Raw genomic sequence first — 26,545 nt, forward strand, 5'->3', positions numbered from 1 at the left:
GCGGGGCCCGTCGGGCGGCCTCCGTGGCCGCCCGACGGGTACTCAGGGTGTGGGCCGGCCGTTCCCGGCGAACCGGTCCCGCAGTTCCCGCTTGAGGATCTTCCCGCTGGCGTTGCGTGGCAGCCGGTCCACGAAGAGGACCTTCTTGGGGGCCTTGAAGTGGGCGATCCGCTCCCGGGCGTGTGCGATGAGCTCGTCCGCCGTGGCGTCCCCGCGCAGCACGACGACGGCGGTGACGGCCTCGATCCAGCGTTCGTCGGGCAGTCCGACGACGGCGGCCTCGGCGACGGCGGGGTGGGTGTAGAGGGCGTCCTCGACCTGCCGGGAGGCGACGAGGACGCCGCCGGAGTTGATGACGTCCTTCACCCGGTCGACGACGGTGAAGTAGCCCTGCGCGTCGCGCACCGCGAGGTCGCCGGAGTGGAACCAGCCGTCGCGGAAGGCCGCCGCGCTCTCCTCGGGCTTGTCCCAGTAGCCCTCGCACAGCTGGGGCGAGCGGTAGACCACCTCGCCGGCCGTGCCGTCGGGGACCTCCTTGCCGTTCTCGTCGACGACCTTGGCCTCGACGAAGAGGACGGGCCTGCCGCAGGAGTCCATCCGGCCCTCGTGCTCGTCCGGTCCGAGGACGGTGGCGAGCGGGCCGATCTCGCTCTGTCCGAAGCAGTTGTAGAAGGCGAGTCCGGGCAGTCGTTCGCGGAGCCGTTCCAGGACGGGCACGGGCATGACCGACGCGCCGTAGTACGCCTTGCGCAGGCCGCCGAGGTCGCGGGTGGCGAAGCCGGGGTGCTGGGAGACGCCGATCCAGACGGTGGGCGGGGCGAAGACGCTGTCGGCCCGTCCCGTCTCGACGAGGTCGAAGATCCGGTCCACGTCGGGCGCGTCCAGGATGGTGTTCTGCGCGCCGACCGCGAGGTAGGGCAGCAGGAACACGTGCATCTGCGCGGAGTGGTAGAGCGGCAGGGAGTGGACGGGCCGGTCGGTGGCGCGCAGGTCGAGCGCCGTGATCGCGCTGACGTACTCGTGCACGAGGGCGCCGTGCGTCATCATCGCGCCCTTGGGCAGGGCGGTGGTGCCCGAGGTGTAGAGCAGCTGGACGAGGTCTCCCGCGGCCGGTTCGCGTTCGGGGACGAAGGGGCGCGGGGTGGCGGTGGCGTCGAGGAGGGAGTCCGGCGCGTCGCGCAGCGGGCGCACGGGGAACGCGGCGGGGACCCGTTCGGCGAGGTCGGGGTCGGTGAGGACGAGGGCGCTGCCCGACTGGTCGAGGATGTACGAGAGGTCGTCGCCGGTGAGGTTCTGGTTGACCGGTACGTGGACCAGGCCCGCGCGGGCGCAGGCGAGGTAGCCGATCAGGTAGGCGTCGGAGTTGTGCGCATAGCAGGCGACCCGGTCGCCGGGGCGCAGTCCGTGCTCGCCGGTGAGGACGGCCGCCGCGGTGCTGACGGCCGTGTCGAGCTCCGCGTAGCTCCACGACCTGTCCGCGTACCGCACGGCGGTGCGCTCGGGGGTGCGCCGGGCACTGCGGGCCACGACTCCGTCGACTGTGCTGCTCCGTACACCTGTCATGGCGTGATCCTGGGCGGCCGGAACCCGGCGGTCAAGGGTTCGGATACCGGTGAGGATGTTGACAGGGGTGCGGGGGTGCTGGCTGAGTGACGCGTGGCGACTCGAAACCTCGGGCAACCGCCTTTCGCACCAGCACAGTTGGGAGGACCGTTGCCGCTCCGCAACCGTCTGAGACTCCTCGCGATATCCGGCCTCGCACTGTTCACCGTTTCGGCCTCGCTGCCCCCGGCGGCGGCCGACGGCCCGCACCGTTCCCACCACCCGTCGGGCGGTGGGCTGTCCGCCACGATCCGCTACACCGAGTACGGCATCCCGCACATCGTGGCGAAGGACTACGCGAACCTGGGCTTCGGCACCGGCTGGGCCCAGGCCGCCGACCAGGTGTGCACGCTCGCCGACGGCTTCGTGACCCTGCGGGGCGAGCGGTCGCGGTACTTCGGTCCGGACGCGGCTCCGGACGGTTCGCTGTCCTCCGCGGCGAAGAACCTCTCCAGCGACCTCTACTTCCGCGGAGTGCGCACGAGCCGCACCGTGGAGAAGCTGCTGAGGACGCCCGCTCCGGCGGGGCAGAGCCGGGAGGTCAGGGAACTGGAACGCGGCTGGGCGGCCGGTTACAACGCCTGGCTGGCGCAGAACCGGATCGACGACCCGGCCTGCCGGGGCGCCGACTGGGTGCGCCCGGTGACGACCATGGACGTCGTGATGCGCGGCTACGCGCTCTCGGTGCTCGGCGGTCAGGGGCGTGTCGTCGACGGGATCACGGCCGCCGAGCCGCCCGCGGGCGGCGCCCGGTCGTCCGGTGCCCCCTCGCCCGGCGACGCGGCGGAGGCGGCCCGGCGGCTGCTGTCGACGCAGAACGCGGACATGGGCTCCAACGCGGTCGCGTTCAGCGGCGGCACGACGGCCAACGGACGGGGTCTGCTGCTGGGCAATCCGCACTACCCCTGGCAGGGCGGTCGGCGGTTCTGGCAGTCGCAGCAGACGATTCCCGGCGAGCTGAACGTGGCGGGCGGTTCGCTGCTGGGCGCGCCGATCGTGTCGATCGGGCACAACGCGCACATCGCGTGGAGCCACACCGTCGCCACCGGGGTGCCGCTCAACCTCCACCAGCTCGCCCTCGATCCGGCCGATCCGACCGTGTACCTGGTGGACGGCCGGCCCGAGCGGATGACGAAGCGCACGGTGTCGGTGGCGGTGCGGGGCGGCGGCACGGTGACCCGCACCCAGTGGTGGACCCGGTACGGGCCGGTCGTCACCTCGTTCGGTGCCGAGCTGCCGTGGACGGCGACGACCGCGTACGCGCTCAACGACCCGAACGCCGCGAACCTGCGGCTCTCGGACGCGGGCCTGAGCTTCAGCAGGGCGCGCAGCACGGCGGACGTCCGGGCCGCGCTGCGCCGCGTCCAGGGGCTGCCGTGGGTGAACACCGTCGCGGCCGACTCCGCCGGGCACTCCTTCTTCTCGCAGTCGCAGGTGCTGCCGCGGATCACGGACGAGCTCGCGCAACGGTGTTCCACCCCGCTGGGCAGGGCCACGTATCCGGCGTCCGGGCTCGCGGTGCTGGACGGTTCGCGCAGCGACTGCGCGCCGGGCTCGGACCCGGACGCCGTGCAGCCGGGGATCTTCGGGCCGGACCGGATGCCCACCCTGGAGGACGCCCCGTACGTGGAGAACTCCAACGACAGCGCCTGGCTGACGAACGCGGACACGCCGCTGACCGGCTACGAGCGGATCTTCGGCACGATCGCCACGCCCCGTTCGATGCGGACCCGGGGCGCGGTCGAGGACGTGTCGGCGATGGCGGCGCGGGGCCGGCTGACCGTGGCCGATCTCCAGCGGCAGCAGTTCGCCAACCGGGTGCCGGCCGGTGACCGGGCCGCGGCGGACCTGGCGGACGCCTGTGCCGCGCTGCCCGGCGGCCGGGCGACCGGCAGCGGCGGCGAGGCGGTCGACGTGTCGGCGGCGTGCGGGGTGCTGCGGCGCTGGGACCGGAGGACGGACACCACCAGCCGGGGCGCGCTGCTCTTCGACCGGTTGTGGCGCAGGGTGGCGGCCACGGTACCGGCGGCCGAGCTGTGGAAGGTGCCCTTCTCCCCCGCCGACCCGGTCGCCACCCCGAACACGCTGAACACCTCGGCGCCCGGCGTGACCCGGGCGCTCGCCGACGCGGTGGCCGAGCTCCGGGCGGCCGGTACCGCGCTGGACGCGCCGCTGGGCCGGCACCAGTGGGTCGAGCGCAACGGCCGGCGCATCCCGGTCGGCGGCGGCACCGAGTCGCTCGGCGTCTGGAACAAGATCGAGCCGGAGTGGGACGCGGCGTCCGGCTCCTACCGGGAGGTGTCGGCCGGCTCCAGCTACATCCAGGCGGTCGGCTGGGACGGGAGCCGGTGTCCGGTGGCGCGCACCCTGCTCACGTACTCCCAGTCCTCCGACCCGGGCTCGGCGCACTACAGCGACCAGACCGAGCTGTACTCGGGGGAGCGCTGGGTGACGTCGCGGTTCTGCGAGAAGGACATCATGCGTTCGCCCGCGCTGCGGGTGGTGCGGGTCCACGAGCGCCGGTAGTCCCTCGCGGTGCGATCGGCCCCCGGCCGCCCGCGGGGCGGTCAGGGGCTGATCGCGAGGAAGACGAACGCGACGAAGATCGACAGGTGGACGCCGCCCTGGAGGAGGGTGGCCCGTCCGGGTACGACGGTCAGCGCGCCGACGAGCATGGTGAGCGCGAGCAGCACCATGTGGATGGCGCCCAGGCCGAGGTGGAGCGGGCCGTCGAGCCAGATCGAGGCGAGGGCGATGGCCGGGATGGTCAGGCCGATGCTGGCCATCGCCGAGCCGAGGGCGAGGTTGAGGCTGGTCTGGACGCGTTCGCGGCGGGCCGCCCGGACCGCCGCCAGGGTCTCCGGCAGCAGCACCAGCAGGGCGATGACGACGCCGACCACGGCCTGGGGCATCCCGGCCGCCGCCACCCCGGCCTCGATGGCCGGCGAGACGGACTTGGCGTCCCCGACCACGGCGACGAGCGCGACCAGCAGCATCGTCAGGCTCAGGGCCGTGGCGCCCCGGCCCGGCAGTGGTGCGTGCTGTTCGGCCTGTTGGGGCGTGCCCTCCTGGGTGAGCGGGAGGAAGTACTCGCGGTGGCGCACCGTCTGCACGGCGACGAACAGCCCGTACAGGAAGAGCGAGGCGACGGCGGCGAAGGCCAGTTGGGCGGTGGAGAACTCGGGGCCCGGTTTGCCGATGGTGAAGGTCGGCAGGACCAGGCTGAGGGTGGCGAGCGTGGCGACGGTCGCGAGGGCGCCGCCCGAGCCCTCGGCGTTGAAGACGGCGACGCGGGTGCGGACGGCCCCCACGAGCAGGGACAGTCCGACGATGCCGTTGCAGGTGATCATCACGGCGGCGAACACGGTGTCGCGCGCCAGCGCGGCCGCCTTGGGGCCGCCGCCCACCATCAGGGTGACGATCAGGGCCACTTCGATCACGGTCACGGCGACGGCCAGCACCAGTGAGCCGAACGGTTCGCCGACCCGGTGGGCGATCACCTCGGCGTGGTGCACGGCGGCGAGGACGGCGCCCGCGAGGCAGAGGACGACCAGGCCGACGGCGAGCGGCGGCAGCTCCCGTCCCCAGCTGAGCACCAGCGCGAGTGCGGCGACGAGCGGCACGACCACTGTCCACCGGGTCGCCAGGGACCGGACCGTCGTGCGCGTGTTCATGGGCCACACGCTGCCAGAACCCGGCCCGGAGCGCGCGCCGGGCGAGGGCCGGACGGCGGGTCACGACGCGCCGGGGTGCCCCTCCCAGTACGGGTCGCGCAGCCTGCGCTTGTACAGCTTGCCGTTCGGGTCGCGGGGCATCTCTTCGGTGAAGTCGATGCTCCTGGGGCGTTTGTACCCGGCGAGCCGGTCCTCGCAGTGGCGCAGGATCGCGGCGGCGAGTTCCTCGCCGGCCTCGTGTCCGGCGGCGGGTTCGACGACCGCCTTGACCTCCTCGCCCCGGTCGGGGTGCGGGATGCCGAAGACGGCGGCGTCGGCGACGGCGGGGTGGCCGAGGAGGACGCCCTCGATCTCGGCGGGGTAGATGTTGACCCCGCCGGAGATGATCATGTCGATCTTGCGGTCGCGGAGGAAGAGGTAGCCGTCCTCGTCGAGGACGCCGAGGTCGCCGACGGTGAAGAAGTCGCCGACCCGGTTCTTCCGCGTCTTGCCCTCGTCCTTGTGGTAGCTGAAGCCGCCGGTGTTCATCTTCATGTAGACGGTGCCGAGCTCGCCCGGCGGCAGCCGGTTGCCGTCGTCGTCGAGGACGGCGAGTTCGCTGATCGGCCAGGCCCTGCCGACGGTGCCCGGTTTCTTCAGCCAGTCCTCGGCGGTGGCGAAGGCTCCGCCGCCCTCGCTGGCCGCGTAGTACTCCTCGACGCACCGCCCCCACCAGTCGATCATGGCCCGTTTGACGTGGCCGGGGCAGGGCGCGGCGCCGTGGACGGCGTGGCGCATGGAGGTGACGTCGTAGCGGCGCCGGACCTCGTCGGGGAGGGCGAGGAGGCGGTGGAACTGAGTGGGGACCATGTGGGTGTGGGTGCAGCGGTGGGTGTCGATGAGGCGCAGCATCTCCTCGGGGGTCCACCGGTCCATCAAGACCAGCGGGTGGCCGATGTGCAGGGAGGCACCCGCGAACTGGAGGACGGCCGTGTGGTAGAGCGGCGAGCAGACCAGGTGCGTGTTGCCGTCGAACGGCCGGATGCCGAAGATGCCGAGGAATCCTCCGAGGTGGCTCTCCTCGGGGAGCCTGCCGGACAGCGGGCGGCGGATGCCGCGCGGGCGGCCGGTGGTGCCGGAGGTGTAGTTCATGACCCAGCCGAGGGTGCGTTCCTCCGGCGGCGTCCCGGGGCGGCCTTCGAGCAGGTCGGAGCAGGGGCGGAAGCCCTCGATGGTGCCGACGGCGTAGCGGTGGGTGGCGGGCGGGCCGGCCTCGGCGGCGGCCGCGGTCACGGCCGGGGCGAACCGTTCGTGGGCGATGAGCACCTTGGCGCCGGAGTCGGAGAGGATCCAGGCGATCTCGGGGCCGACGAAGTGGTGGTTGACGGGGACGAGGTAGAACCCGGCCTGCACGGCGGCGAGGTAGGCGATGAAGAACTCGGCGCCGTTGGGCAGGACGACCGCGAAGGCGTCGCCGCGCTCCAGTCCGGCCGCGCGCAGTCCGTGGACCATGCGGTTGGCCTCGGTGTGCAGCCGGCCGGCCGTCCAGTTCTCGCCGTCGGGGGCGATCAGGACCGTGCGGTCGGGGTCGGCGGTGGCCTGGGCCCAGAAGCCGTTGGGCGGCGGGGTCATGAGGTGCTCCGTCCGGCGATGCGGTTGATCCGGTCCACGGCGCGTTCGAAACCGCGGGTCAGGTCGTCGAAGACGGCCCGCACGCTGCGTTCGCTGTTCATCCGGCCGACGATCTGTCCGACGGGGGTGCCGAGCAGGGCGCCGGTCTCGTACTTCTGGATGCGGGAGACGGCCTCGGCGACCAGCAGCCCCTGGAGCGGCATGGGGAGCGGGTCGGGGCCGGCCGGGTCGTCCCAGGCGTCGGTCCACCCGGTACGGAGCTGGCGGGCGGGTTTGCCGGTGAGGGCGCGGGAGCGGACGGTGTCGCCGGAGCCGGCGGCGAGGAGTTTGCGGGTCAGCGCGCGGGAGTGGAGGTCGGCCTCCTCGGTGGTCAGCCAGAGGGAGCCGAGCCAGACGCCCTGGGCGCCGAGGGCGAGCCCGGCGGCGATCTGCTCGCCGCTGCCGATGCCGCCGGCGGCGAGCACGGGCAGCGGTCCGACGGCGTCGACCACGTCGGGCACCAGGACCATGGAGGCGATCTCGCCGGTGTGGCCGCCCGCCTCGTACCCCTGGGCGACGACGATGTCGATGCCCGCGGCGGCGTGGCGGCGGGCGTGCTCGGCGCTTCCGGCGAGGGCGGCGACGAGCACGCCTTGGTCGTGGGCGCGCCGGACGACGTCGGCGGGCGGGGAGCCGAGGGCGTTGGCGAGGAGCTTGATGGGGTGGTCGAAGGCGACGTCGAGCTGGTTGCGGGCGACCTCCTCCATCCAGCCGGTGATGCGCCAGCCGGACGCCTCGCCCTCGTCGAGTTCCGGGACGCCGTGCTCGGCCAGGGTGTCCCGGACGAACTTCCGGTGCCCGGCCGGGATCATCGCCTCGACGTCGGTCTCGGTGACCCCTTCCACCTTCTTGGCGGGCATGACGACGTCGAGGCCGTACGGCTTGCCGTCGGTGTGCTCCTGCATCCAGTCGAGGTCGCGTGCGAGGTCGTCGGGGGCGGTGTAACGGACCGCGCCGAGCACGCCCAGTCCTCCGGCCCGGGTGATGGCCGCGGCCACGGCGGGGAACGGCGTGAAGCCGAAGATGGCGTGCTCGACTCCCAGTTTCCTGCTCAGCTCCGTCTCCATGGGGCGCAGGATGCCGCAGTCCGTCGGCCGAGGGAAGAGAGTTTCTGATGCAACGTCAGATTCTTTGTGGCGCAGGGGACCTCCGTGGCGGCCGGGGCGGCAGTACTCTCTGCGTCGGCAGGAAGTTTCACTTCCGGAAGAGAGTTCGAAAGTTACTTTCAGGCGGTAGGAAGGGGTTCCGGATGACCGAGGACGTGGCCGGCCGGGGAATCAGCCGACGGAGGCTGGGCGGTGGGATGCTGGCCCTGGGCGGAGCGCTCGCCCTGGCGCCGATTCCGTTCGCGGAACGGGCGTCGGCCATGGAGTCGGGGGCGAAGGCGTCGGACATGAACACGGGAACCGGGACGAGCGGGGCACCGGGGAACGGCCGCCCCACCCTGCGGCGCGGAACGGCCGAACGCGCCGGGCTGTTGCGAGAACCCCTGGACCAACTGGTCGCCGACGCGGAGAAGTTCCTCGACGCCTCCCCGCAGCATCCCTGGTACGCGGGGGCGGTGCTGCTCGCCGGCCGGGGCGGCACGGTGGCCCTGCACCGGCCCATCGGCAAGGCCGTGCGCTACTCGGCGTACGACGAGAAGACCGACACCGGCGTGGAGTTCCCGCCCGACCGGCAGATCCCCATGGCCGAGGACACCGTCTTCGACCTGGCCTCGGTGTCCAAGCTGTTCACCTCGATCCTGGCGGTGCAGCAGATCGAGCGCGGGACGCTGGCGCTGGAGGCGAAGGTCGCCTCGTACCTCCCCGACTTCGCCGGTGGCGGCAAGCAGGACATCACGATCCGTCAACTGCTCACCCACACCTCCGGTTTCCGCTCCTGGATCCCGCTGTACAAGGAGCCGACCCAGGAAGGGAAGCTGCGGCTCCTGTGGGACGAGGTGCCCGCCAATCCGCCGGGCACGGTGTACCTCTACTCCGACCTCAACCTGATCTCGCTACAACTGGTCCTGGAGAAGATCACCGGCCGCACCCAGGACTCCCTGCTCCGCGAGCAGATCACCGCTCCGCTCGGGATGCACCGCACCCGGTACAACCCGCCGGCCTCCTGGAAGCCGAAGATCGCCGCGACCGAGGACGCCCGGCTCCCCTGGTCCGGGCTGGAGCGCGGGCTGGTCTGGGGCGAGGTGCACGACGAGAACGCGTACAGTCTGGGCGGGGTGGCGGGGCACGCCGGGGTCTTCTCCTGCGCCTGGGACCTCGCGATCCTCGCCCGCACGCTGCTCAACGGCGGGGTGTACGGCCGGGCCCGCATCCTCTCCCCCGCCTCGGTCGAGCTGCTGTTCACCGACTTCAACACCGCGTTCCCCGGTGACGCGCACGGGCTCGGTTTCGAGCTCTACCAGCACTGGTACATGGGTGCGATGGCCACGCCCCGCACGGCCGGCCACACCGGTTTCACCGGCACCAGCCTCGTCCTGGACCCGACGACCGACTCGTTCCTGATCGTCCTCGGCAACTCGGTGCATCCCGTGCGCAGTTGGCGTTCGGGCAGCGCGCCGCGCGTGGCCACCGCCAACCGGATGGCGCGCGCGGTGGCGGTCCGCCCGGTCCGGGGGCGCACGGCGTGGTTCTCGGGCCAGGCCGGTGCCACCGAGGCAACGCTCACCCTGCCCCCGTTGCGGCTCTCCTCGGGCAGGGCCCGGCTGGACTCGGCGCTGTGGTGGGACACCGAGCCCGGGTCGGACTTCGTCTTCCTGGAGGCGTCGGCGGACGCCGGGGCGACCTGGCAGCCGGTGCCGTTCGCCACCGTGCCGATGGCGCAGCGGCCCCGCCCGGAACCGGAGGCCCACCCCACCGGCTCCGTCTCCGGCTGGTCCGGCCGGGTGTGGCACCGCCTGGAGGCGGACCTCGCCCCGTGGCGCGGCAAGGAGGTCCGCCTGCGCTGGCGGTACGCGACGGATCAGCTGTACGTCGGCCGCGGGGCGTACGTGGACGCCGTCCGCGTCGAGGACGGCGTCCGGACGGTCTTCGACGACAGCCGCCCGGGCGACGCGGCCCGGGTGGAGGCGCGGGGCTGGACGGCGTCGGCCGACTGACCCGGTGCGGGAGGGCCACCGGTGCCGTCCGGCCCGGCGCCCCTCCCGCACCCGCGCCGGACCTGCCGGGCGGGGGAAGGGCCGCCTCCTCCCCCGGCCCGGCGGACAGGGCGGCCGGCATCGGCATCGGCATCGGCATCGGAGAATGCTCCGATGACCTCATCACCGCAGAACTGGACGCGTGCCGAACGCCTCGATCCCGACCGGCTGGTGGCCGCCGTGCACGCCCGGACGGGAGTACGGCTGGTGGTCGAGGGCCCCTGTCCGGGAGGCCAGGTGGGCGCCGCGTACGTCCGCTGGCCCGACGGCCACCGGTCCGTGCTGAAGTGGCGGCCGGGCACCCGGCTCGACGCGCTGCGGGCGGGCCCCCTGACGGTGTGCGAGGTGCTGCGCGACCGGGGGTACCCCTGCCCGGCGACGGAACTGGCGCTCCAGGTGGACGACGCGGTGGTACTGGTCCAGCAGCTCCTGCCGGGCACGCCGCCTGACCTGCTGGACCACCGCGGCCTGGACCGGGCCCTGGCCCTCAACGAGGCGCAGTCGGGGCTGCTCGCCGGGCACCGGAACGTCCCGCCGGTGAACCTGTACCTGCTCGACGACGGCCCCGGCTACTGCCTGCACGAACCGCTGCGCCGGCACGGCCGTCGCGGCGCCGCCCTGGAACGGCGGATCAGGTCGGTGGGCGCGGCGCACCCTCCCCTCCTGGCGGGGGACGACGTGGTGCACCAGGACTTCCACCACGGCAATCTGCTCGCCGTGGACGGTGCCGTCACCGGAGTCATCGACTGGGACGGCGCCGGCCGGGGCGATCGCCGCTTCGACCTGATCACCCTGCGCTTCGGACTGCACGCGAGGAAACAGCAGCCCGGAGTCGTCCGACGCCTCGACGCCGTTCTGGACGCCCTGCCCGAGGACGTCCTGCGCCCCTGCTGGGCCCATATGAGCCTGCGCATGGCCGACTGGGCCGTCCGGCACTTCGCCCCGGACGAGGTGGAGCACTGGCTGGATCTGGCCGAACGGCGCCTGTGAGGGATCCGCACCGCCCGGACCGGGGGTAGGGTCCCGGACGACCTGACGGGCACGCCCGTCGCGGAAGGAACACACCGGTCACGGAAGGACCATGAAGGCCATCGCCGAAGCGCCCGCGCCCCCTCCGACACCCTTGCGGGTTCCGGCCTTCCGCCGGTTCGTACTCGCCAATCTCGTCTCGGCGACCGGCTCCGCGATGGCACCGGTCGCGCTCGCCTACGCGGTGATCGGACAGGGCGGCGGGACCGGCTCGCTCGGTGTCGTGCTGGCGACGAACGCGGTGCCGACGATCGTCCTCACCGTCGCGGGCGGCGTCCTCGCCGACCGGCTGTCGCGCAGCCGGATCCTGTTCCTGGGCAATCTCCTGGCCGCGGTCGCGCAGGGGGTGCTCGCGGCGCTCGTGGCCACCGGGCACGCGACGACCGCTTCGATCGCCGTGTGCGGCTTCGCCTCCGGAATCGCCACGGCCTTCACCGCCCCGGCCGCGACGGGCGTCGTGGCGCAGCTCGTCGCGGCGGAACACCTGCAGCGGGCCAACGCGCTGCTCCGGCTGCCGAGCAACGCCGTCAAGGTGCTCGGGCCCGTCGTCGGCGGAGTGGTCGTGGCGGTCGGCGGGCCGGCGTGGGCGCTGTCGTGGGACGCGCTCAGTTTCCTGGTCGCGGCGCTGCTGCTGCTCGGCCTGCGGCTGAGCGCACCGGTCACGACGAGCGGGGTCCTGGCCGATCTGCGCGTCGGCTGGTCCGGCTTCCGGCGCCGCACCTGGCTGTGGACGTACACCGCGGCCGGAACGGTGGTGGTCGCCGCGTGGCTGGCCGGTTTCCAGCTGCTCGGTCCCGTGGTCGCGGCCGAGCACTATGCGGGGGCCCGGTCCTGGGGGCTCGTGCAGGGCGCGTTCGCGTTCGGGCTGCTGGCGGGAACGGCGGTGTGTCTGCGGTGGAAGCCGTACCGGCTGCTGGCCGCGGCCGTCGTCACCGGCGCCGCACTCTGCCTGCCACCGGCGGCACTGGGCCTCGGCCTGTCCCTGCCCTGGGTGCTGCTCGCCGCCGTGCTCGCGGGCATCGGGGTGGACGTCGCCGTGGTGGCCTGGACCACCGCGCTCCAACAGCACGTGCCGCAGGAGGAGCTGGGCCGGATGAGCTCGTTCAACGGGGTCGGGGAGCGGATCGCCATCCCCCTCGGCTACCTCGTCACCGCCCTCGCCGCGCACGCCTGGGCCGACCGGACCGTGCTCCTGGTCTGTGCCGGTGCCATCGTGGTGGCCACTCTCCTCAACCTCTGCGTGCGGGACGTGTACCGCGTCAACCGCGTCTGACCCCCCGACCGGGCGGGGCTTCCCAAGGACGCCTGGGTCCGGCTGCACTCCGGGCACAGTCCCCGGTACGTGACCTCGGCCTCCGACACGGTGAAGCCGAACCGTTCGTCGTCCGGCCGCCCCGCCGGTGGGCCGCCTCTCGGGCGCACGTCGCGGATCGTGCCGCAGCCCGAGCGCACCGGGTGCCGGGGCGGGGCGGCATGCCCGGCATACGGCACCCGCACCCGCACCCGCACCCGGTCGTGCTACCGGCCGATGTCGCGCAGCGCGTTCGTCGCGCAGTGCACCTCGCCGCCGCCGAGGTGGGACCAGGAGAAGTTCTCCACCCAGTGCACCCGTACGCCGTTCGCCGTCAGCCGCCGCTCGGCCTCCGCCCGGAACAGGTCGCGCCCGGCGAGCCGGGGGCCGTGCGGCGCGGGGGCCGCGAAGTCCTCGGCCGTCAGCGACAGGCCGTTGGCCAGGGCCGGAGAGAAGGCGATGTGGCGGCCCTCCGCCCCCGGGGTGTCGGTCACCCGGAAGTAGAGCACCGGCAGCCGCACCAGCTCGGTGGGCTTCAGTCCGGTCGCCCGCAGCAGCACCCGCACCTGTTCGTCGATGCGGCGCGCGGCGTCCTCGTTGTCGCCCCTGGCCGCGTCGTAACGCAGGAACTCGTCGACGGTGGGCTTGTCCTCCGCGTCGGTGTCGGCGAACAGCCGCTGCCCGCCCTCCCCCGCCTCTTGGACCTTCTTCAGCAGCCCGATCGCGAGCCGGGGGTCGGAGACGGCGAGGGTCCAGCCGCGCGCGTTGTCGGCGCGCACGACGTGCACGGTCTCGTCGGCGTGGCCGACCAGCAGCCACGAGGTGTCGATCACCACGGGCGGCTGCTCCCGCTGGTCGCGCAGCATCCGCACGAACGACGGATCGGGGCGGCGGTCCGCCGAACTCCCGTACACCACGCGGCCCTTCGGGTAGCCCCGGTACGGGGGCAGCGACTCGATGTTGCCGGTGAAGTTGAGGAGTTCGTCGACGTTGTCCGGGCGGTCGGTGGTGTACTGCTGGACGACGCCCACGCCCGGTCCGCGCAGGTCCTTGAAGAGGAGCCGCCCGGCCCGCCGCAGGCTCGCGCCCGTGCCGTCGGGGGACTTCCAGTAGTTCGGGGAGCGCAGCAGGATCCGCATCGTCTGCGGCCCGCCGGGGCCCGGCCTGGTCGCATAGGCCGGTTCGGCGATGTCCTGCCGCCAGATGTCCTTCCACCACTGGGGGCCGCCCGGCTGGAAGTTCAGTTCGCGGTCGGGGAGCCCCACGGCGCGGGTCGCGGCGCGCAGTGACCCGGCGAACTCCTTCCACCCGCCGGGCACCCGGGTGGCGGTCGGAACCTCCACGGGCTGTCCCGGCCCTTTTCCGGGGGCCGCGGCGAAGACGTGGCGGGCGCGCTGGAGGTCGTGCTGGAGGAGGACGGGGGCGACGCTCATCCCGAGCCGTGTGCTGCCAGTGCGTCCGCGGTCGGTGACGGTGAGGGTCACGAGGACCCGGCCGTCCCACCGGGTCCGGTCGCGGACGATGTCCCGCCCCTCGACGGCGAGCCGCACGCCGCGGCGCAGGTCGCGCGCGCTCAGTGCCCCGTCGGCGCCGAGCGGGGTGTACCGGTCGCCCTCCCGTACGAAGATCCGGACGTACGGCCGTTGCGCGGCGGGCACCGCGAGCCTGCCGACGGCGTCCTCACCGACCGCCGTGGGCGGCACCAGGAGCGGGGTGAGGTCCTTGGCGTCCTCGGGACCGTTCACCATTTCGTCCGCGGCGTCGTGGCAGGCCGCGAGGCGTTCGTCCAGGGCCACGTCCAGCCGGTCGAGGTCGCCGGGGCGCAGTGTGCAGCGGCGCGAGTCGTCGTCGAGGTTGGGCAGGAACACCGTGCCGAGCGGTGCTTCGATCCGGGGTGCGGGGGTTTGGGCCGCGGAGCGCGGGACGGCGCCCGCGTCGACCGGGGCCATCACGGACGCCGTCACCGCGGCGCAGCAGATACCGGTCGTCACGGCCCGCAGCGCGGGGCGGGGCCGGTCGGCGGAGAAGTGCATGGAAGTGCCTTCCGAGGCAGTGCCGTCAGGGGAACCTGGATCGCGCTCCACTGTGCCGCCCGCCGCTCCCCCTTCACGTCCTGCGCGGGGGCGAGCCGGGAGTAAATCCTTCGATGCAGTGACCGCCATGGCGCCCCACCCACGGGTCGGGAGGCCGATGCACCCGGAGGCCGGCCGGTCCCGCTCGCCGGTGGCCTGAGCCGCGCCCCGGACGCCGCGTCCGGGGCGCGGCTCAGGCCGGCTGCCCCTCCGTCGACCGCTTCGCCGCGGGCACCGTGGCCGGCATGCCGCTCCGTACCGGCGCCGGCGCCGTCGACTCCCGCACGACCAGCCTCGGCCGGATGAGCAGGGAGCGGCCCGCCGCGGGGGCCGCGTCGATCCGGGCCCGCAGTTGCTGGAACGTCTCCGCGGCCATCTCCGGCAGCGGCTGGCGGACCGTGGTGAGCGGGGGTTCGAAGAGGTCGGCGAGGAGGATGTCGTCGAAGCCGACCACGGACACGTCCTGGCCCGCGCTGCGCCCGGCGTCCTTGGCCCCCCGGCAGATGCCGATCGCGCACATGTCGTTGATGGCGACGAACGCGGTGGGCGGGCGGGGGCCGCAGAGGAGTTCCCGGGCCGCGTTCCGGCCCAGTTCGGCCGCGTCCTTGTCGCCGAACTCGGCGGTGTCGGCGCCGGGCCAGACGATCGCGTCGGCCGGGTCGAGGCCGGCCGACTCCAGGGCCGTCCGGAAGCCGCGCAGTCGCTCGCGGCGGTTGACGCTGTGGACCGAACCGGAGACGAACGCCAGTCTCCGGTGGCCGAGTTCGATCAGATGGCGGGTGGCGAGCTCGGCGCCCATCGCGTTGTCGACGCTGATCGAGGCCAGGGACGGCGGGTCGCCCGCCTGTGCGGCGCGGTCGAAGGCGACCATCTTCAGACCGCGGCTGAGCAGCGGCGTCACGTGTTCGAGCGAGGGCAGCGAGGAGCAGAGCACCACTCCGCTGACCCCGTCCGCGAGCAGTTCCTCGCCGTACTTGAGCTCGCGGGCCGGGTCGCGCTCGCTGTTGCAGAGCAGCACGTGGTACCCCTCGGCGAGCGCGATGGCCTCCAGCTCCCGGGCGAGCGCCCCCCAGAAGGGGTTGGCGACGGACGGCACGATGAGGCCGATGACCTTGATGCGTCCGGTGCGCAGCATTCGTGCCGCGCGGTTGGGCCGGTAGCCGAGCTGCTCGATCACCTGCTCCACGCGGGCCAGCGTCGCCGCCTGCATGCGGTTCGTCCGCCCGTTCAGGACGTTGGAGACCGTGCTCGCGGAGACCCCGGCGGCCTCCGCGACCTGATGGATCGTTACCCCGCTCATGCCACCTCCGGTTCGGAATCCGTCTGACCGTAGCAGTGTATCGATTTACTTAACAAGGTTCACCGGTTCACCAGTTAACGCCCCCGAAAATTCATGTGCACCAGCTGTTGACGTCCCTCCGAGGGCGTTCCTAGCATCACTGCATCGATTTACCAGCACTTCCCAGCCACTGTCGGGATGTCATCGCTGGATCGATCCACAGCCTCCGCCTCAAAAGGGGTGTCCCATGGAACTCAGAAGACGGTCGTTGCTTGCCGCCATCGGCGCGGGCACCGCTGCCGCAGCCCTCGGCGCGTGCGGAACGGGTACGTCGACGTCCGGCTCGGCCGACGGCCCCGCCGAAGGCGAGATCACGCTGCTCACCCCGATCTACGAGGGCGCCGACGGCAAGACGCTGCTGGAGAAGGAGATCCTCGGCGGCTTCCGGAAGAAGTACCCGGACGTCAAGGTGAACGTGGACTACACCACGTACGCGCAGCTCAACGAGAAGATCACCACCGGTCTCGCGGGCGGGCTGCTGCCCGACGTGCTGATGATGGGCGTGGGCTGGATCCCGCCGTTCGCCGCGAAGAAGGCGATCGCCGAACTACCGGAGAAGCTCGCCACCGCGCACGACTACGAGGAGCGGGTGCTGGAGCCGTCCCGGTACGACGGCAAGCTGTACGCGCTGCCGGTCGTCCTCGACACCCGCATCGTCGTCTACCGCAAGGACCACTTCGCCGAGGCCGGCATCAAGAAGACCCCGGCGAACTGGGCCGAGCTGCGCGCCGTGGCCAAGCAGCTGACCAAGAACGGCAGGATCGGTTTCGACCCGTTCTCGATCGATCTGCGCCAGTGTTGGGAGACCTTCCTCTTCGCCAACGGCGGTCAGCTGTTCAGTGCCGACGGCAAGAAGGTGTTGTTCACCGATGCCCGGGGCGTCGAGGCCCTGCAGTTCTTCAAGGACCTCATCGCGGACGGCTCCGCCGACTACGCCAGGAAGACGGACGCCGGCGCCCCGTCCAACGTGCAGACCGGCAAGGCGTCGATGATGATGACGACCAGCGCGCTGTGGAAGCAGGCCGAGGAGCAGACGCCGGACCTGCTCAAGGACGACAAGCTCGGGGCGTTCATCCTCGCCAACCGCAAGCCCGCCATGCTCCAGGGCGGCACCCTCGTCACCCAGTCCGCCAGTTCCAAGCACCCGGCGGCGGCCCGCGCGCTCGTCGAGTACCTGGCCACGCCCGAGTCGATCATCGGCGCCGCCGAACAGCGTGGTTCGGTGCCCGGCCTGAAGGACCTCAGCGACACCTCGTACGTGAAGGAGAACAAGTTCGTCGACCTCTCCCTGCGGAGCATGGGTGCCGCGTGCTCCGAGGGCGGCACCCCCGCCTGGATGGAGATCCGCGAGAAGATCAAGCCCACTCTGGAGCCCGCGATCGTGGGCAACCAGTCCGCGAAGGACGCCATCGCGGAACTCGGCCGGCTCGCCGAGGCCGCCATCGGCCGGATGTAAGGACCCGTACCGTGGGAGCAACATCCGTACTCAAGGCCCGGCCCGCCCGGCCGCCCTCCCCCGCCGGGCGCCCGGTCGCGAAGAAGCGTCCCGGCCGCGCGCCGGTGGGACCGGGGCGCCGCAGGCAACGCGCCGGCATGCTCATGGTGGCGCCCGCGCTGCTGCACGCCTCGCTCTGGATCGGCCTGCCGGTCGTCGCCTCAGTGGTCCTGGCCTTCACCAAGTACGACGTGCTGACGCCGCCGCAGTTCGTGGGGCTGGACAACTTCCGGGACATGATGGGCGACGCGGTCTTCCGCAAGTCCATCGTCAACACCGTCGTCTACACCTTCTTCACCGTGCCGTTCGGCATGATGCTGGGGCTGCTCATGGCCCTGGCGCTGCACACCGGGCTGAAGGCGCGGGGCGTCTTCCGCACCGCGGTCTTCCTGCCGCAGGTGACGGCGACCGTCGCGATCGCGCTGGTCTGGCTGTGGATCTACAACCCGGGCAACGGGCTGCTGAACACGCTCCTGTCGTTCCTCGGGATCGACGGACCGGCCTGGCTGTCCTCGACCTCGTGGGCGATGCCGTCGGTGATCCTGGTCGGCATCTGGCAGGGCATCGGCATGAAGATGCTCATCTACCTGGCCGCGTTGCAGTCCCTGCCCAAGGAGCTGTACGAGGCGGCCTCGGTGGACGGCGCCTCGAAGGTGCGGCAGTTCTTCTCGATCACACTGCCGCTGCTGAAGCCCGCGACGTTCTTCGTGCTCATCACGTCGATGATCAGCGCGTTCCAGTCCTTCGACCAGATCTACATCCTGACCGACGGCGGTCCCGCCAACAGCACCACCATGATGACGTACGAGATCTACAAGTCCGCCTTCCGGGAGTTCCGCGTCGGCTACGCCTGCGCGCAGTCACTGGTGCTGTTCGTGCTGCTGATGGGCTTCACCCTGGTCAACCGGCGGATCATGGGAGGCACCCGTGGCCACAACTGAGCTGCCCGCGCCGGGGGCCACGGGCAAGTCCCGGCCGGTGAAGAACGGCAAACCGCTCACCGTCGGCCGGATCGCGCTCTACGCGACCCTCACCGTCGTCTCCCTGCTCATGGTGGTGCCGTTCGTCTGGATGGTGCTCACCTCGCTCAAGACGCCGGTGGAGATCGCCTCGCAGGACGCCGGACTGCTGCCGGAGCACTGGGAGTTCGGGAACTACGTCGATGCGCTGAAGGCGGCGCCGTTCGCGACGTACGCGCGCAACAGCTTCATCATCGCGTTCAGCCACACCGTGATCAATGTGCTGCTCGCGTCGATGGCCGGGTACGCGCTGGCCCGGATCAGGTTCCGGGGCAGCGAGGTCATCTTCTACCTGTTCATCGCCGCCCTGATGATCCCGACCTACACCAAGGTCCTGCCCGAGTTCCTCATCGTCCGCTTCATGCCGCTGGCCGGCGGCAACGACATCTTCGGCCAGGGCGGCAGCGGCTGGCTGGACTCCTGGTGGGCGCTGATCATTCCCGGCGCCGTCACCCCGTTCGCGGTCTTCCTCTTCCGCCAGTTCTACCTGGACCTGCCGGTGGAGCTGGAGGAGGCGGCCAGGCTCGACGGTCTGGGCGAGTTCCGGATCTACGCCCGCATCATGACCCCGCAGGTCAAGCCCGCGCTCACCACCGTGGCACTGCTGACCTTCGAGTCGTCGTGGAACAACTTCCTGTGGCCGCTGCTGGTGACCCGTACGGACAGCCTGCGGGTGATCCAGGTGGGGCTCTCCGTCTTCAAGACGGAGAACGGCACCCAGTGGCACTTCCTGATGGCCGGCACCACGCTGGCCACCCTGCCCATGGTCATTCTCTTCCTCATCGGCCAGCGCTACTTCGTGCAGGGCTTCGCAACCGCCGGTCTCAAGTGACCGGTTCCGGTCCGAGCGGCCGGTCCTCGAAAGGTACTCACCCCATGTCTGCTGATCTCAACGGCTCCCGCGCACTGGTGACGGGGGCGGGCCACGGAATCGGCCGTGCCATCGCCGTCGCGCTCGCCGAGGCCGGTGCCGATGTCGCCGTCCACTACCACTCCTCCGCCGACGAGGCCGCGAACACCGTCTCCGCGATCGAGGCACTGGGCCGCCGGGCGAAGGCGTTCCGGGCCGATGTCACGGTGACCGCCGAGGTGGACCGGCTCGTCGAGGAGGCGGCCGGCTTCCTCGGCGGCCTGGACGTCCTCGTCTGCAACGCGGGCCACCTGATCGGCCGGGCCACCGTCGCCGAGATGTCCGACGACCACTTCGACAAGGTCCTCTCCACCAATCTGACGTCCACCTTCCGCACCGTGCGCGCCGCCCTGCCGCATCTCAGGAAATCCTCGGCCGGGCGCATCGTCACCATGTCCTCGCTGGCCGCGCACAACGGCGGCGGCCCCGGTTCGGTGGCCTACGCGGCGGCCAAGGCCGGGGTCCGCGGGTTCACCAAGGGCCTGGCCAAGGAGCTCGGCGGCACCGGCATCACGGTCAACACCGTGGCCCCCGGCTTCATCAAGGGCACCGCCTTCCACGACACGTTCACCGCCCCCGAGGCACAGCAGGCGATGGAAGCGGGCATCCCGGTCGGCCGGGCCGGCACACCGGAGGACGTCGCCGCCGCGGTCGTGCACCTGGCCTCGCCCTCGTCCGGCTTCCTGACCGCCACCACGGTGGACATCGACGGTGGGGCGTGGCCGCGTTGAGGCGGATCGCCCGGGAGCGGGGCGGCTGGTGGCACGCGTACGTCTGCCCGGCGCACGGCGTGGAGCTCGACCACGGTGATCTGCTGGCCGGGGTGTTCCCCGAGGGCGGTGCGCGCTGCGCGTACGGCTGCCGGGTGGACGACGAGGCGGTGCGCGGCGCCTGGCTGGTGCTGTCGCACCAGGCGTGGGCGCGGCACCTGCGGGTGCTCGCGCACCGCGGGGAGCGCGCCGAGGCGGTGGCGCGGCTGGTGGAGTACGCCGGGCTGTACGCGGAGCTGGCCACCGAACGGCACGGCGAGGCGCAGAGCTGGATGCTGCGCGGCCGGCTGTTCCACCAGGCGCTGACCGACGCCATCTGGGCGGTGAACATCGGGCACGCCGTGAGCACGCTCGCCGAGCACTCCACCGACGACCTGGCCGGGGTGCTGCCGCTGCTGGACTCGCTGGAGGAGGCCGCTCTCGGCGCCCGGGACCTGCTCACCGGCCAGGGCCATCTGGCCTCCAACTACACCGCGTGGCTCAACGCGGCCGGTGCGGCGGCGAGCCGGGCCGCGGCCGCGGCGCGCGGCCTGGAGTGGGACGGCGGGAAGCGGTGGCTGGAGGGCGAGCACGGGCTGTACGCGCATCTGCGGGTCGCGGTCGCCGACGACGGCTGGGAGTGGGAGGGCAGCACGTACTACCACGGGTTCGTGCTGCGGGCCGCGCTGCTGGCGCTGCGCGGCACCGACCCCGCCGCCCTGCCGTCCGACGTGGTGGACGTGCTGGCCGGGATGACGGACGTGCTGGTGGCGATCGCCACGCCGGGCGGCATCCTCCCGGCGCTGCACGACGGCCCGTACCTGCGCGGTCCGCTCGCCCTGGAGTGGCTCGAACTCGTGGCCCTGGCCCAGCAGTTGGTGCCTTCCCCCGTGCTGGACGCGGTGGCCGGGCGGGCCCGGGCCGAGCTCGGCGGGAGCGACGACGGGCTCGACGGCGAGCTGGGCGGCTGGTTCGCCGGGCCGCCGCTGGCCGAGCGCCCGGCACCCGGCCCGCTCACGGTGTTCCCGACGGCCGGGTACGCGGTGCTGCGCCACGCGGGCATCCACGCGCTGCTGGACTTCGGTCCGCACGGGGGCTCGCACGGGCACCGCGACAAGCTGTCGCTGTATCTGTACGGGGACACCACCCCCTGGCAGCCCGACCCGGGTCAGGTGCCGTACGCGCACCTGGAGTTCCGCGACCTGTACGCCTCGACCGGGGCCCATCCCGCGTTCCGGGTGGGCGGTGCGGAGCAGGCCGAGTGCGCCGGCCGGCTGCTGGGCTCGGACGGTTCGTCCGTCACCGCCGAGGTGACGGCGGCGTACGAGGGGGTGCGGGCGGTGCGCCGGGTCGTGCTCGGCGACAGTTATCTGGTCGACCTGTTGACCGTGGACGCCGGGACCGAGCGGAGCCTGGCCGCGCAGCTGCGCCCCGGTGTCGCGCTGGACGTCCAGCTCCAGCCCTCGGGCGAGGTGCGCACCACCTGGTACGGCGACGAGACCCTGCACGGCTGGCACACCCACACCCCGGGCCGGACCGTGCGCCCGGTCGCCCGGCCGGGCACGGGCCCCGCGGACGATCCGCAACGAGTGCGCACCCGGGTCGACTTCACCACGCGGTCGGACCGGGTCACGTTCGCCTCGGTGTACCAGGCGGCGTCGGCCGGCCCCGCCGTGAGCGAGGTGCGGCTGGACGGCGACGGGGTGCTGACCGTGGCACTGACCGACGGAAGTTCCGCGCGGTTCCGGACGGAGGACTGACTCTTGCTGCTCTCGGCGACCCCGCCGCCCGGCCCCCGCCCCGCCCAGGAGGCGCGGCTGTACGAGGAGGCCGTCCGCCACCGCGGGCTGACCCCGCCCCGTACCCATCCCCTCGCCAGCATCACCTGGCTGGGGCCCGCCGCCTCCAACCCGGCGCTCGCGTACCGGGTCGGCGGCGATCCGGCCCATCTGGCGGAGAGCCGGCGCTGGATCGAGGCGGCGGTGCGGCTGCCGCACTGGGGCCGGGCGCACATGCCGGACCACGACCTGGACGCCGGCTGGCTGCTGCACCACCTCTCGCTCGCCCACCGGTGGATCGGCGACGAACTGCCGGAGGACGTGGCGGCGCTGCTGCGGTACAAGCTGCTGCTCCAGGGGCGGCGGATGTACGAGTTCGCGGTGGCGAGCGAGGGCGGCTGGTGGTCGTCCTCGTACTGGCAGAACCACAACTGGATCTGTTACGCGGGCCTGGCGACCGCCGGTTACGTGCTGGGCAAGGAGGAGTGGACCGAGCGCGCCAAGGAGAACCTCGGCACGGTCCTCGACCTGATGCCGGACGACGGTTCGCACGCCGAGGGGGTCGTGTACTGGCGCTACGGGGTGCCGTTCCTCGCCATCCACCTGGACCTCCTCCAGGAGGCGGAGGGCATCGACTGGTGGGAGCGGGGCGGGTTCCTCCGCAACACCTTCCGCTACCGGCTGCACCAGACGGCGCCCGGCTTCGCGTTCAACGTCGACCACGGCGACTGCCACGACCGGCGCAGCGGGCACAGTGCCGCCCTGTACTACCGTCTCGCGGCCCGGTACGGCATCCCCGAGGCGCAGTGGATGGGCGATCTCGCCTCGGGCGAACTGCTGTGGCAGGAGGCGTCGGAGAGCGGGGTGCGGCCGGGCATCCTGCCGGAGGCGTACCTCGAACACCTCTGGTACGACCCGTCCGTGGCCGCCGCGCCGCCCACCGGGACGCGGGCGTTCTTCCCGGACCTCGGGCTGCTCTGCGCCCGTACCGGATGGGACGACGACGCCACGCTCGTCTCGTTCAAGGCGAGCCCCGGCGGCGGCCACAAGGCGTGGGAGACCTCGGCGAAGCACCGGGCGGAGAAGGGCTGGGACACCCTCAACCAGGGTCACCACCACCCCGATTCGGGTTCGTTCGTGCTGGTCTCGCAGGGCGGGTTCCTCGCGGTCGACGAGGGCTACAGCAACCGCAAGCGGGCCGCGCACCACAATCTGCTGCTGGTGGACGGGCAGGGGTACGCGGACGAGGACCGGTACCACGTGTACCGGGACATTCCCCACGAGCGGCAGGCCCGGCAGCGCGACGTGCTGGTCGCCGAGGACTGCGGCTGGGCGCACGCCACGGCGGAGATCGCCGCGATGTACGACCCGGCGCTCGGGGTGCGGCGGCTGGACCGGACGCTGGTGTTCACCCCGTCGGGGCGGCTCGTGCTGCTGGACCTCGCCGAGGCGGACACGGAGCGGGAATGGACGTTCCTGCTCCAGACCGACCGGCCGACCGAGCCGCTGCCGAACGGCGGCCGGCTGATCCGGTCCGGTGCGGCCTCGGCGCTGCTGCGGCAGTTCGCCCCGCTCGACGCCCGGGTCGTCTCCGAGGTCACCGAGGTCGAGGCCAATCCGACGTCCAGCACGCCGGAGCTGCGCCTCACCCGCACCTTGCACACCCTGCGTTCCACGACCGCGCGGGCGTCGAGCGGTCTCTTCCTCACCGTGATCGTGCCGGGCGCCGGGCCGGTCGACGCGCGGCGGGCCGCATGTGCGGAGGGCGAGGGCGTGGTCCTCGACGAGGAGACGGTGCTCCTCTCGCCCGTGGCCCGCCGCATCCGTACCGGAGCGGTGTCGGCCGACGCGGCGGCGGTGCTGCTCGACGGTGCCGGGCGCGCCCCGTACGTGGTGGCGGCCACCAGGCTGGAGCTGGACGGCCGGGTGCTGCTCGACGTCCCGGAGCCGTACACCGGAAAGGTCGGCTGATCATGCAGGCAACCCTCTCGTCCGGCTGGCCGACGCTGCTGCGGCGGCTGGAGTTCATCGCCTACCCGGCCGCCGCCGGGGCCGCGTTCACCGTGCTGGCGCTCGGTGTCGTGACCTGGCTGCCCGCGCTCGCCGCGATGGGGTACGCCCTGCAGCGGTGGCGGGCGGAGGGCGACAGCCGTTGCTTCGTCCACACGTTCACCGCGTTCCCCCGGTACTGGCGCGCCCTGTGGCGGCACTCGCTGGTGTCCACGGCCGCCGTGTTCGTCCTGATCGCCAACATCGTCCATCTGCTGGGCCGTTCGGAGCCGTGGACGTTCGTGCTGCTCGCCGCGCAGGTGGGCATCGCCGCCGCATTCACCATCCATCATGTGGCGCTCGCGGCGGAGGCGGGCCGTTCGCCGGACGGCACGGTCCGCACCTGGTCGCGCGGGGCGCTGGCCCTCGGTTTCGGGTCACCGGCCCGGGGCACCGCCCTGCTCGGCGCGGTGGTCTCCGCCGCGCTGCTCTCCCTCGTCGTACCGCTGGGCCCCCTGCTCCTCGGCCCCAGCATCCCCGTACTGCTCGCCCTGTCCTTCGCAGACCCCAGGAGGCACACCCCATGAGCCGTGTCCTGCGCACCACCCTCGTCGCCGCGCTCGCCGCCGGCGCGCCGCTCGCCTTCCCCCCGCCGTCGGTGGCCGCCGAGGCCGCCACCGCGTACTACGTGTCGCCGTCCGGCAGCGACGCCAACTCCGGTACGTCGGCGGGCTCCCCGCTGGCCACGATCCAGAAGGCGGTCGATCTGGCGCCGACCGGCGCCACGGTGCACCTCGCCGCGGGGACGTACCGGCAGGACGTGGTGACCAAGCGTTCCGGGGTCACCCTCACCGGCCCGTCGAACGCCGTGGTGAAGGGGGCCGGTGACGCCCGCATCATCCAGGTGCGGCACGACTCGACGACGCTCAGCGGTTTCACCGTGGACGGGCTGCACGGCTCGTCCTCCGACGTGTCGGGGTACCGCCTCAAACTCATCTATGTCATGAGCACGACCCCCGGTAACGGGGTGGGTGCGCTGCGGATCACCGGGATGACGCTGAAGAACGCCGCCGACGAGTGCCTGCGGGTGCGCTATCTGGTGACCGGGGCGGACATCTCCGGGAACACCATCACCAACTGCGGGGTCGCCGACTTCAAGTTCGGCGGGGGCGGCAAGAACGGCGAGGGCATCTACCTCGGCACGGCCCCCGAGCAACAGGGCGCGAACGGCGCCCCGGACGCGGCCCCCGACATCAGCAGGAACAACCGCATCCATCACAACACCATCGCCACCCAGGGCAACGAGTGCGTGGACGTGAAGGAGAACTCGACCAACAACTACGTCGAGTACAACGACTGCAGCGGCCAGAAGGACCCCAGCTCCGGCGGACTGGACGCGCGCGGCAGCGGCAACATCTTCCGCTACAACACCGTTCACGACAACGTGGGCGCGGGCATCCGGCTCGGCGGTGACACCGCCACCGACGGCATCGACACCAGTGTTTACGGCAACACCATCACCGACAACGCGGGCGGCGGCATCAAGTTCATGCGCACCCCGCAGGGCCCGGTGTGCACCAACACCATGAGCGGCAACACCGGCGGCGACGCGGTCGGCACCTACGGCGGCGAGTACGACCCGACGGGTGCGTGCCCCCGGTGACCGGGCGGGGACCCGCGAGACGCGGGGTACTGACGGCGGCGGCCTCCCTGGCGGCGGTCGCCGCCGCGGCGCCGGGGGCCCGGGCGGCCGAGCGGCCGGGCGGCGGGAACCGGTCGCGCTGGACGACGTCCTGGGCGACCGCGCAGACCGCGCCGACCGCCACCGACACGGTGGCGAGCACCGGCCTGACCGACGCCACCTTCACCGCGCACGTACGGCTGTCCGCGGGCGGGAACGTGCGGCTGCGCTACGGGCACGCCTTCGGCACCGTCCCGGTCCTCGTCGGCCCGGTGACGGCGGGCGGCCGGCCGGTGACGTTCGGCGGGCGGCGCCAGGCGTGGCTCGCGGCCGGCGCCTCGCTGACCAGCGACCCGGTCGACGGCCTGCGGGCCGCCGAGGCGGCGCGGCTGACGGTGGAGACCCGGCTCCCCGGACCCACCGGGCCGCTGTCCTTCCACCGCAACACCCACGCCTCGCACTTCGTCGACGGCGAGCGCACCGCCTCGGTTTTCCTGCTGACGGGCGTCGAGGTGACGGGGGCGCACGGGCCGGTGGTCGCGGTGCTGGGCGACTCCATCACGGAGGGCGTGGGCACGCCGGACGACGCCGATCTGCGCTGGCCCGACCAGCTGGCCCGGCGCCTGCCCGGCTCCGCCGTCGCCAACCTCGGCGTCAGCGGCAACCGGATGCTGCTGGACGACGCCCGGTTCGGTCCCGGCGGCCAGGCCCGCTTCGACCGCGACGTGCTGTCGCTGCCGGGGCTGCGGACCGTACTGGTCCACCTCGGCGTCAACGACCTCCAGCAGCCGCCGAGCCAGACCGATCCGGCGCGCGTCCTGGCCGGGTACCGGCAACTGGTGCTGCGCGCCCGCAACGCCGGACTGCGGGCGGTCGGCGCGACCATCACCCCGTTCGAGGGCTGGATCCGCTGGACGCCGGAGCTGGAAGAGGTCCGGCAGCGGATCAACGCCGCCGTACGGACCGGGCACGTCTTCGACGCCGTGGCCGACTTCGACGCGGCCCTGCGCGACCCGCACCGCCCGTCGCGCATGGCGGCCGCGTACGACAGCGGCGACGGACTCCACCCCAACCCCGCCGGTCACGCCGCGCTCGCCGCGGCCGTCGACCGCCGACACCTTCTGTGAG

At 72.7% G+C, this 26,545-nt stretch carries 19 protein-coding genes and 1 pseudogene; 13 read left to right on the forward strand and 7 right to left on the reverse strand.

Annotated elements, in window-relative coordinates; all coding sequences use genetic code 11:
• Window positions 1-42 precede the first annotated feature (42 nt).
• Window positions 43-1,563, reverse strand: coding sequence for an acyl-CoA synthetase (locus OCT49_RS01720; protein WP_283850110.1), 1,521 nt, complete (start codon window positions 1,561-1,563; stop codon window positions 43-45).
• Window positions 1,564-1,713: 150 nt separating this feature from the next.
• On the opposite strand from OCT49_RS01720, the gene OCT49_RS01725 reads away from it, so the two are divergent.
• Complete coding sequence (locus tag OCT49_RS01725) at window positions 1,714-4,128, forward strand: penicillin acylase family protein (RefSeq protein WP_283850111.1); 2,415 nt, start codon at window positions 1,714-1,716, stop codon at window positions 4,126-4,128.
• A 41-nt stretch (window positions 4,129-4,169) separates the two neighbouring features.
• On the opposite strand, the gene OCT49_RS01730 is transcribed toward OCT49_RS01725, so the two are convergent.
• Genes OCT49_RS01730 through OCT49_RS01740 form a run of 3 tightly spaced genes read right to left on the reverse strand, consistent with a single transcriptional unit; the run spans window position 4,170 to window position 7,993 of the window.
• On the reverse strand, window positions 4,170-5,276 hold the full coding sequence (locus OCT49_RS01730; RefSeq protein WP_283850112.1) for a calcium:cation antiporter: 1,107 nt from the start codon (window positions 5,274-5,276) through the stop codon (window positions 4,170-4,172).
• A gap of 60 nt (window positions 5,277-5,336) precedes the next feature.
• Window positions 5,337-6,887, reverse strand: coding sequence for an acyl-CoA synthetase (locus OCT49_RS01735; protein WP_283850113.1), 1,551 nt, complete (start codon window positions 6,885-6,887; stop codon window positions 5,337-5,339).
• Complete coding sequence (locus OCT49_RS01740) at window positions 6,884-7,993, reverse strand: NAD(P)H-dependent flavin oxidoreductase (RefSeq protein ID WP_283850114.1); 1,110 nt, start codon at window positions 7,991-7,993, stop codon at window positions 6,884-6,886. Before OCT49_RS01740 ends, OCT49_RS01735 begins: the two co-directional genes overlap by 4 nt.
• Before the next feature lie 182 nt (window positions 7,994-8,175).
• Here OCT49_RS01740 and OCT49_RS01745 point away from each other — a divergent pair, with 182 nt between their 5' ends.
• The 3 genes from OCT49_RS01745 to OCT49_RS01755 all read left to right on the forward strand — a co-directional run bounded on the left by OCT49_RS01745 (window position 8,176) and on the right by OCT49_RS01755 (window position 12,367).
• A complete protein-coding gene (locus OCT49_RS01745; protein ID WP_283850115.1) occupies window positions 8,176-10,026 on the forward strand; it encodes a serine hydrolase domain-containing protein in 1,851 nt (616 codons plus the stop codon).
• Between the two features lie 153 nt (window positions 10,027-10,179).
• Window positions 10,180-11,055: a phosphotransferase gene (locus OCT49_RS01750; protein WP_283850116.1), complete on the forward strand. Its 876-nt coding sequence runs from the start codon at window positions 10,180-10,182 to the stop codon at window positions 11,053-11,055.
• 91 nt (window positions 11,056-11,146) lie between these two features.
• Window positions 11,147-12,367, forward strand: a complete 1,221-nt coding sequence (locus OCT49_RS01755) for an MFS transporter (protein WP_283850117.1) — start codon at window positions 11,147-11,149, stop codon at window positions 12,365-12,367.
• A 41-nt stretch (window positions 12,368-12,408) separates the two neighbouring features.
• Here OCT49_RS01755 and OCT49_RS40005 read toward each other — a convergent pair.
• From OCT49_RS40005 to OCT49_RS01765, 3 genes and pseudogenes are all read right to left on the reverse strand, one after another.
• Window positions 12,409-12,561: pseudogene (locus OCT49_RS40005) on the reverse strand (transcriptional repressor); the annotation flags it as partial.
• A gap of 51 nt (window positions 12,562-12,612) precedes the next feature.
• On the reverse strand, window positions 12,613-14,418 hold the full coding sequence (locus OCT49_RS01760) for a protein-arginine deiminase family protein (protein WP_283850118.1): 1,806 nt from the start codon (window positions 14,416-14,418) through the stop codon (window positions 12,613-12,615).
• A 232-nt stretch (window positions 14,419-14,650) separates the two neighbouring features.
• Window positions 14,651-15,757 carry a LacI family DNA-binding transcriptional regulator gene (locus tag OCT49_RS01765; RefSeq protein WP_283850119.1) on the reverse strand — a complete coding sequence of 369 codons (1,107 nt, stop codon included), beginning with the start codon at window positions 15,755-15,757 and terminating at the stop codon, window positions 14,651-14,653.
• A 226-nt stretch (window positions 15,758-15,983) separates the two neighbouring features.
• Between OCT49_RS01765 and OCT49_RS01770 the strand changes: the two genes are divergently transcribed.
• The 9 genes from OCT49_RS01770 to OCT49_RS01810 are packed head-to-tail and all read left to right on the forward strand — an operon-like array spanning window position 15,984 to window position 26,544.
• Window positions 15,984-17,252 (forward strand): ABC transporter substrate-binding protein, encoded by a 1,269-nt coding sequence (locus tag OCT49_RS01770; RefSeq protein ID WP_283850120.1) that lies wholly within the window; start codon window positions 15,984-15,986, stop codon window positions 17,250-17,252.
• Between the two features lie 11 nt (window positions 17,253-17,263).
• Window positions 17,264-18,232, forward strand: coding sequence for a carbohydrate ABC transporter permease (locus OCT49_RS01775; protein WP_283850121.1), 969 nt, complete (start codon window positions 17,264-17,266; stop codon window positions 18,230-18,232).
• On the forward strand, window positions 18,219-19,142 hold the full coding sequence (locus OCT49_RS01780; RefSeq protein WP_283850122.1) for a carbohydrate ABC transporter permease: 924 nt from the start codon (window positions 18,219-18,221) through the stop codon (window positions 19,140-19,142). Before OCT49_RS01775 ends, OCT49_RS01780 begins: the two co-directional genes overlap by 14 nt.
• A 44-nt stretch (window positions 19,143-19,186) precedes the next feature.
• Window positions 19,187-19,951, forward strand: coding sequence for an SDR family NAD(P)-dependent oxidoreductase (locus tag OCT49_RS01785; RefSeq protein ID WP_283850123.1), 765 nt, complete (start codon window positions 19,187-19,189; stop codon window positions 19,949-19,951).
• A complete protein-coding gene (locus tag OCT49_RS01790) occupies window positions 19,939-21,729 on the forward strand; it encodes a heparinase II/III domain-containing protein (protein WP_283850124.1) in 1,791 nt (596 codons plus the stop codon). The genes OCT49_RS01785 and OCT49_RS01790 overlap by 13 nt, the downstream gene beginning before the upstream one ends.
• A 3-nt stretch (window positions 21,730-21,732) precedes the next feature.
• Entirely contained in the window at window positions 21,733-23,718 is a 1,986-nt protein-coding gene (locus tag OCT49_RS01795; RefSeq protein ID WP_283850125.1) for a hypothetical protein, read from the forward strand.
• A 2-nt stretch (window positions 23,719-23,720) separates the two neighbouring features.
• Window positions 23,721-24,323: a DUF624 domain-containing protein gene (locus tag OCT49_RS01800; protein WP_283850126.1), complete on the forward strand. Its 603-nt coding sequence runs from the start codon at window positions 23,721-23,723 to the stop codon at window positions 24,321-24,323.
• Window positions 24,320-25,399, forward strand: coding sequence for a DUF1565 domain-containing protein (locus tag OCT49_RS01805; RefSeq protein WP_283850127.1), 1,080 nt, complete (start codon window positions 24,320-24,322; stop codon window positions 25,397-25,399). Before OCT49_RS01800 ends, OCT49_RS01805 begins: the two co-directional genes overlap by 4 nt.
• Window positions 25,396-26,544, forward strand: a complete 1,149-nt coding sequence (locus OCT49_RS01810; protein WP_283850128.1) for an SGNH/GDSL hydrolase family protein — start codon at window positions 25,396-25,398, stop codon at window positions 26,542-26,544. Before OCT49_RS01805 ends, OCT49_RS01810 begins: the two co-directional genes overlap by 4 nt.
• The last annotated feature ends 1 nt before the right edge of the window (window position 26,545 follow it).

This window comes from Streptomyces sp. ML-6 (assembly GCF_030116705.1).
Classification (GTDB): domain Bacteria; phylum Actinomycetota; class Actinomycetes; order Streptomycetales; family Streptomycetaceae; genus Streptomyces.

Coding starts and splice junctions, on each gene's coding strand:
- OCT49_RS01720 (WP_283850110.1), bottom strand. CDS start 1,563: ATGACAGGTGTACGGAGCAGCACAGTCGACGGAGTCGTGGCCCGCAGT.
- OCT49_RS01730 (WP_283850112.1), bottom strand. CDS start 5,276: ATGAACACGCGCACGACGGTCCGGTCCCTGGCGACCCGGTGGACAGTG.
- OCT49_RS01735 (WP_283850113.1), bottom strand. CDS start 6,887: ATGACCCCGCCGCCCAACGGCTTCTGGGCCCAGGCCACCGCCGACCCC.
- OCT49_RS01740 (WP_283850114.1), bottom strand. CDS start 7,993: ATGGAGACGGAGCTGAGCAGGAAACTGGGAGTCGAGCACGCCATCTTC.
- OCT49_RS01745 (WP_283850115.1), top strand. CDS start 8,176: ATGACCGAGGACGTGGCCGGCCGGGGAATCAGCCGACGGAGGCTGGGC.
- OCT49_RS01750 (WP_283850116.1), top strand. CDS start 10,180: ATGACCTCATCACCGCAGAACTGGACGCGTGCCGAACGCCTCGATCCC.
- OCT49_RS01755 (WP_283850117.1), top strand. CDS start 11,147: ATGAAGGCCATCGCCGAAGCGCCCGCGCCCCCTCCGACACCCTTGCGG.
- OCT49_RS01760 (WP_283850118.1), bottom strand. CDS start 14,418: ATGCACTTCTCCGCCGACCGGCCCCGCCCCGCGCTGCGGGCCGTGACG.
- OCT49_RS01765 (WP_283850119.1), bottom strand. CDS start 15,757: ATGAGCGGGGTAACGATCCATCAGGTCGCGGAGGCCGCCGGGGTCTCC.
- OCT49_RS01770 (WP_283850120.1), top strand. CDS start 15,984: ATGGAACTCAGAAGACGGTCGTTGCTTGCCGCCATCGGCGCGGGCACC.
- OCT49_RS01785 (WP_283850123.1), top strand. CDS start 19,187: ATGTCTGCTGATCTCAACGGCTCCCGCGCACTGGTGACGGGGGCGGGC.
- OCT49_RS01800 (WP_283850126.1), top strand. CDS start 23,721: ATGCAGGCAACCCTCTCGTCCGGCTGGCCGACGCTGCTGCGGCGGCTG.
- OCT49_RS01805 (WP_283850127.1), top strand. CDS start 24,320: ATGAGCCGTGTCCTGCGCACCACCCTCGTCGCCGCGCTCGCCGCCGGC.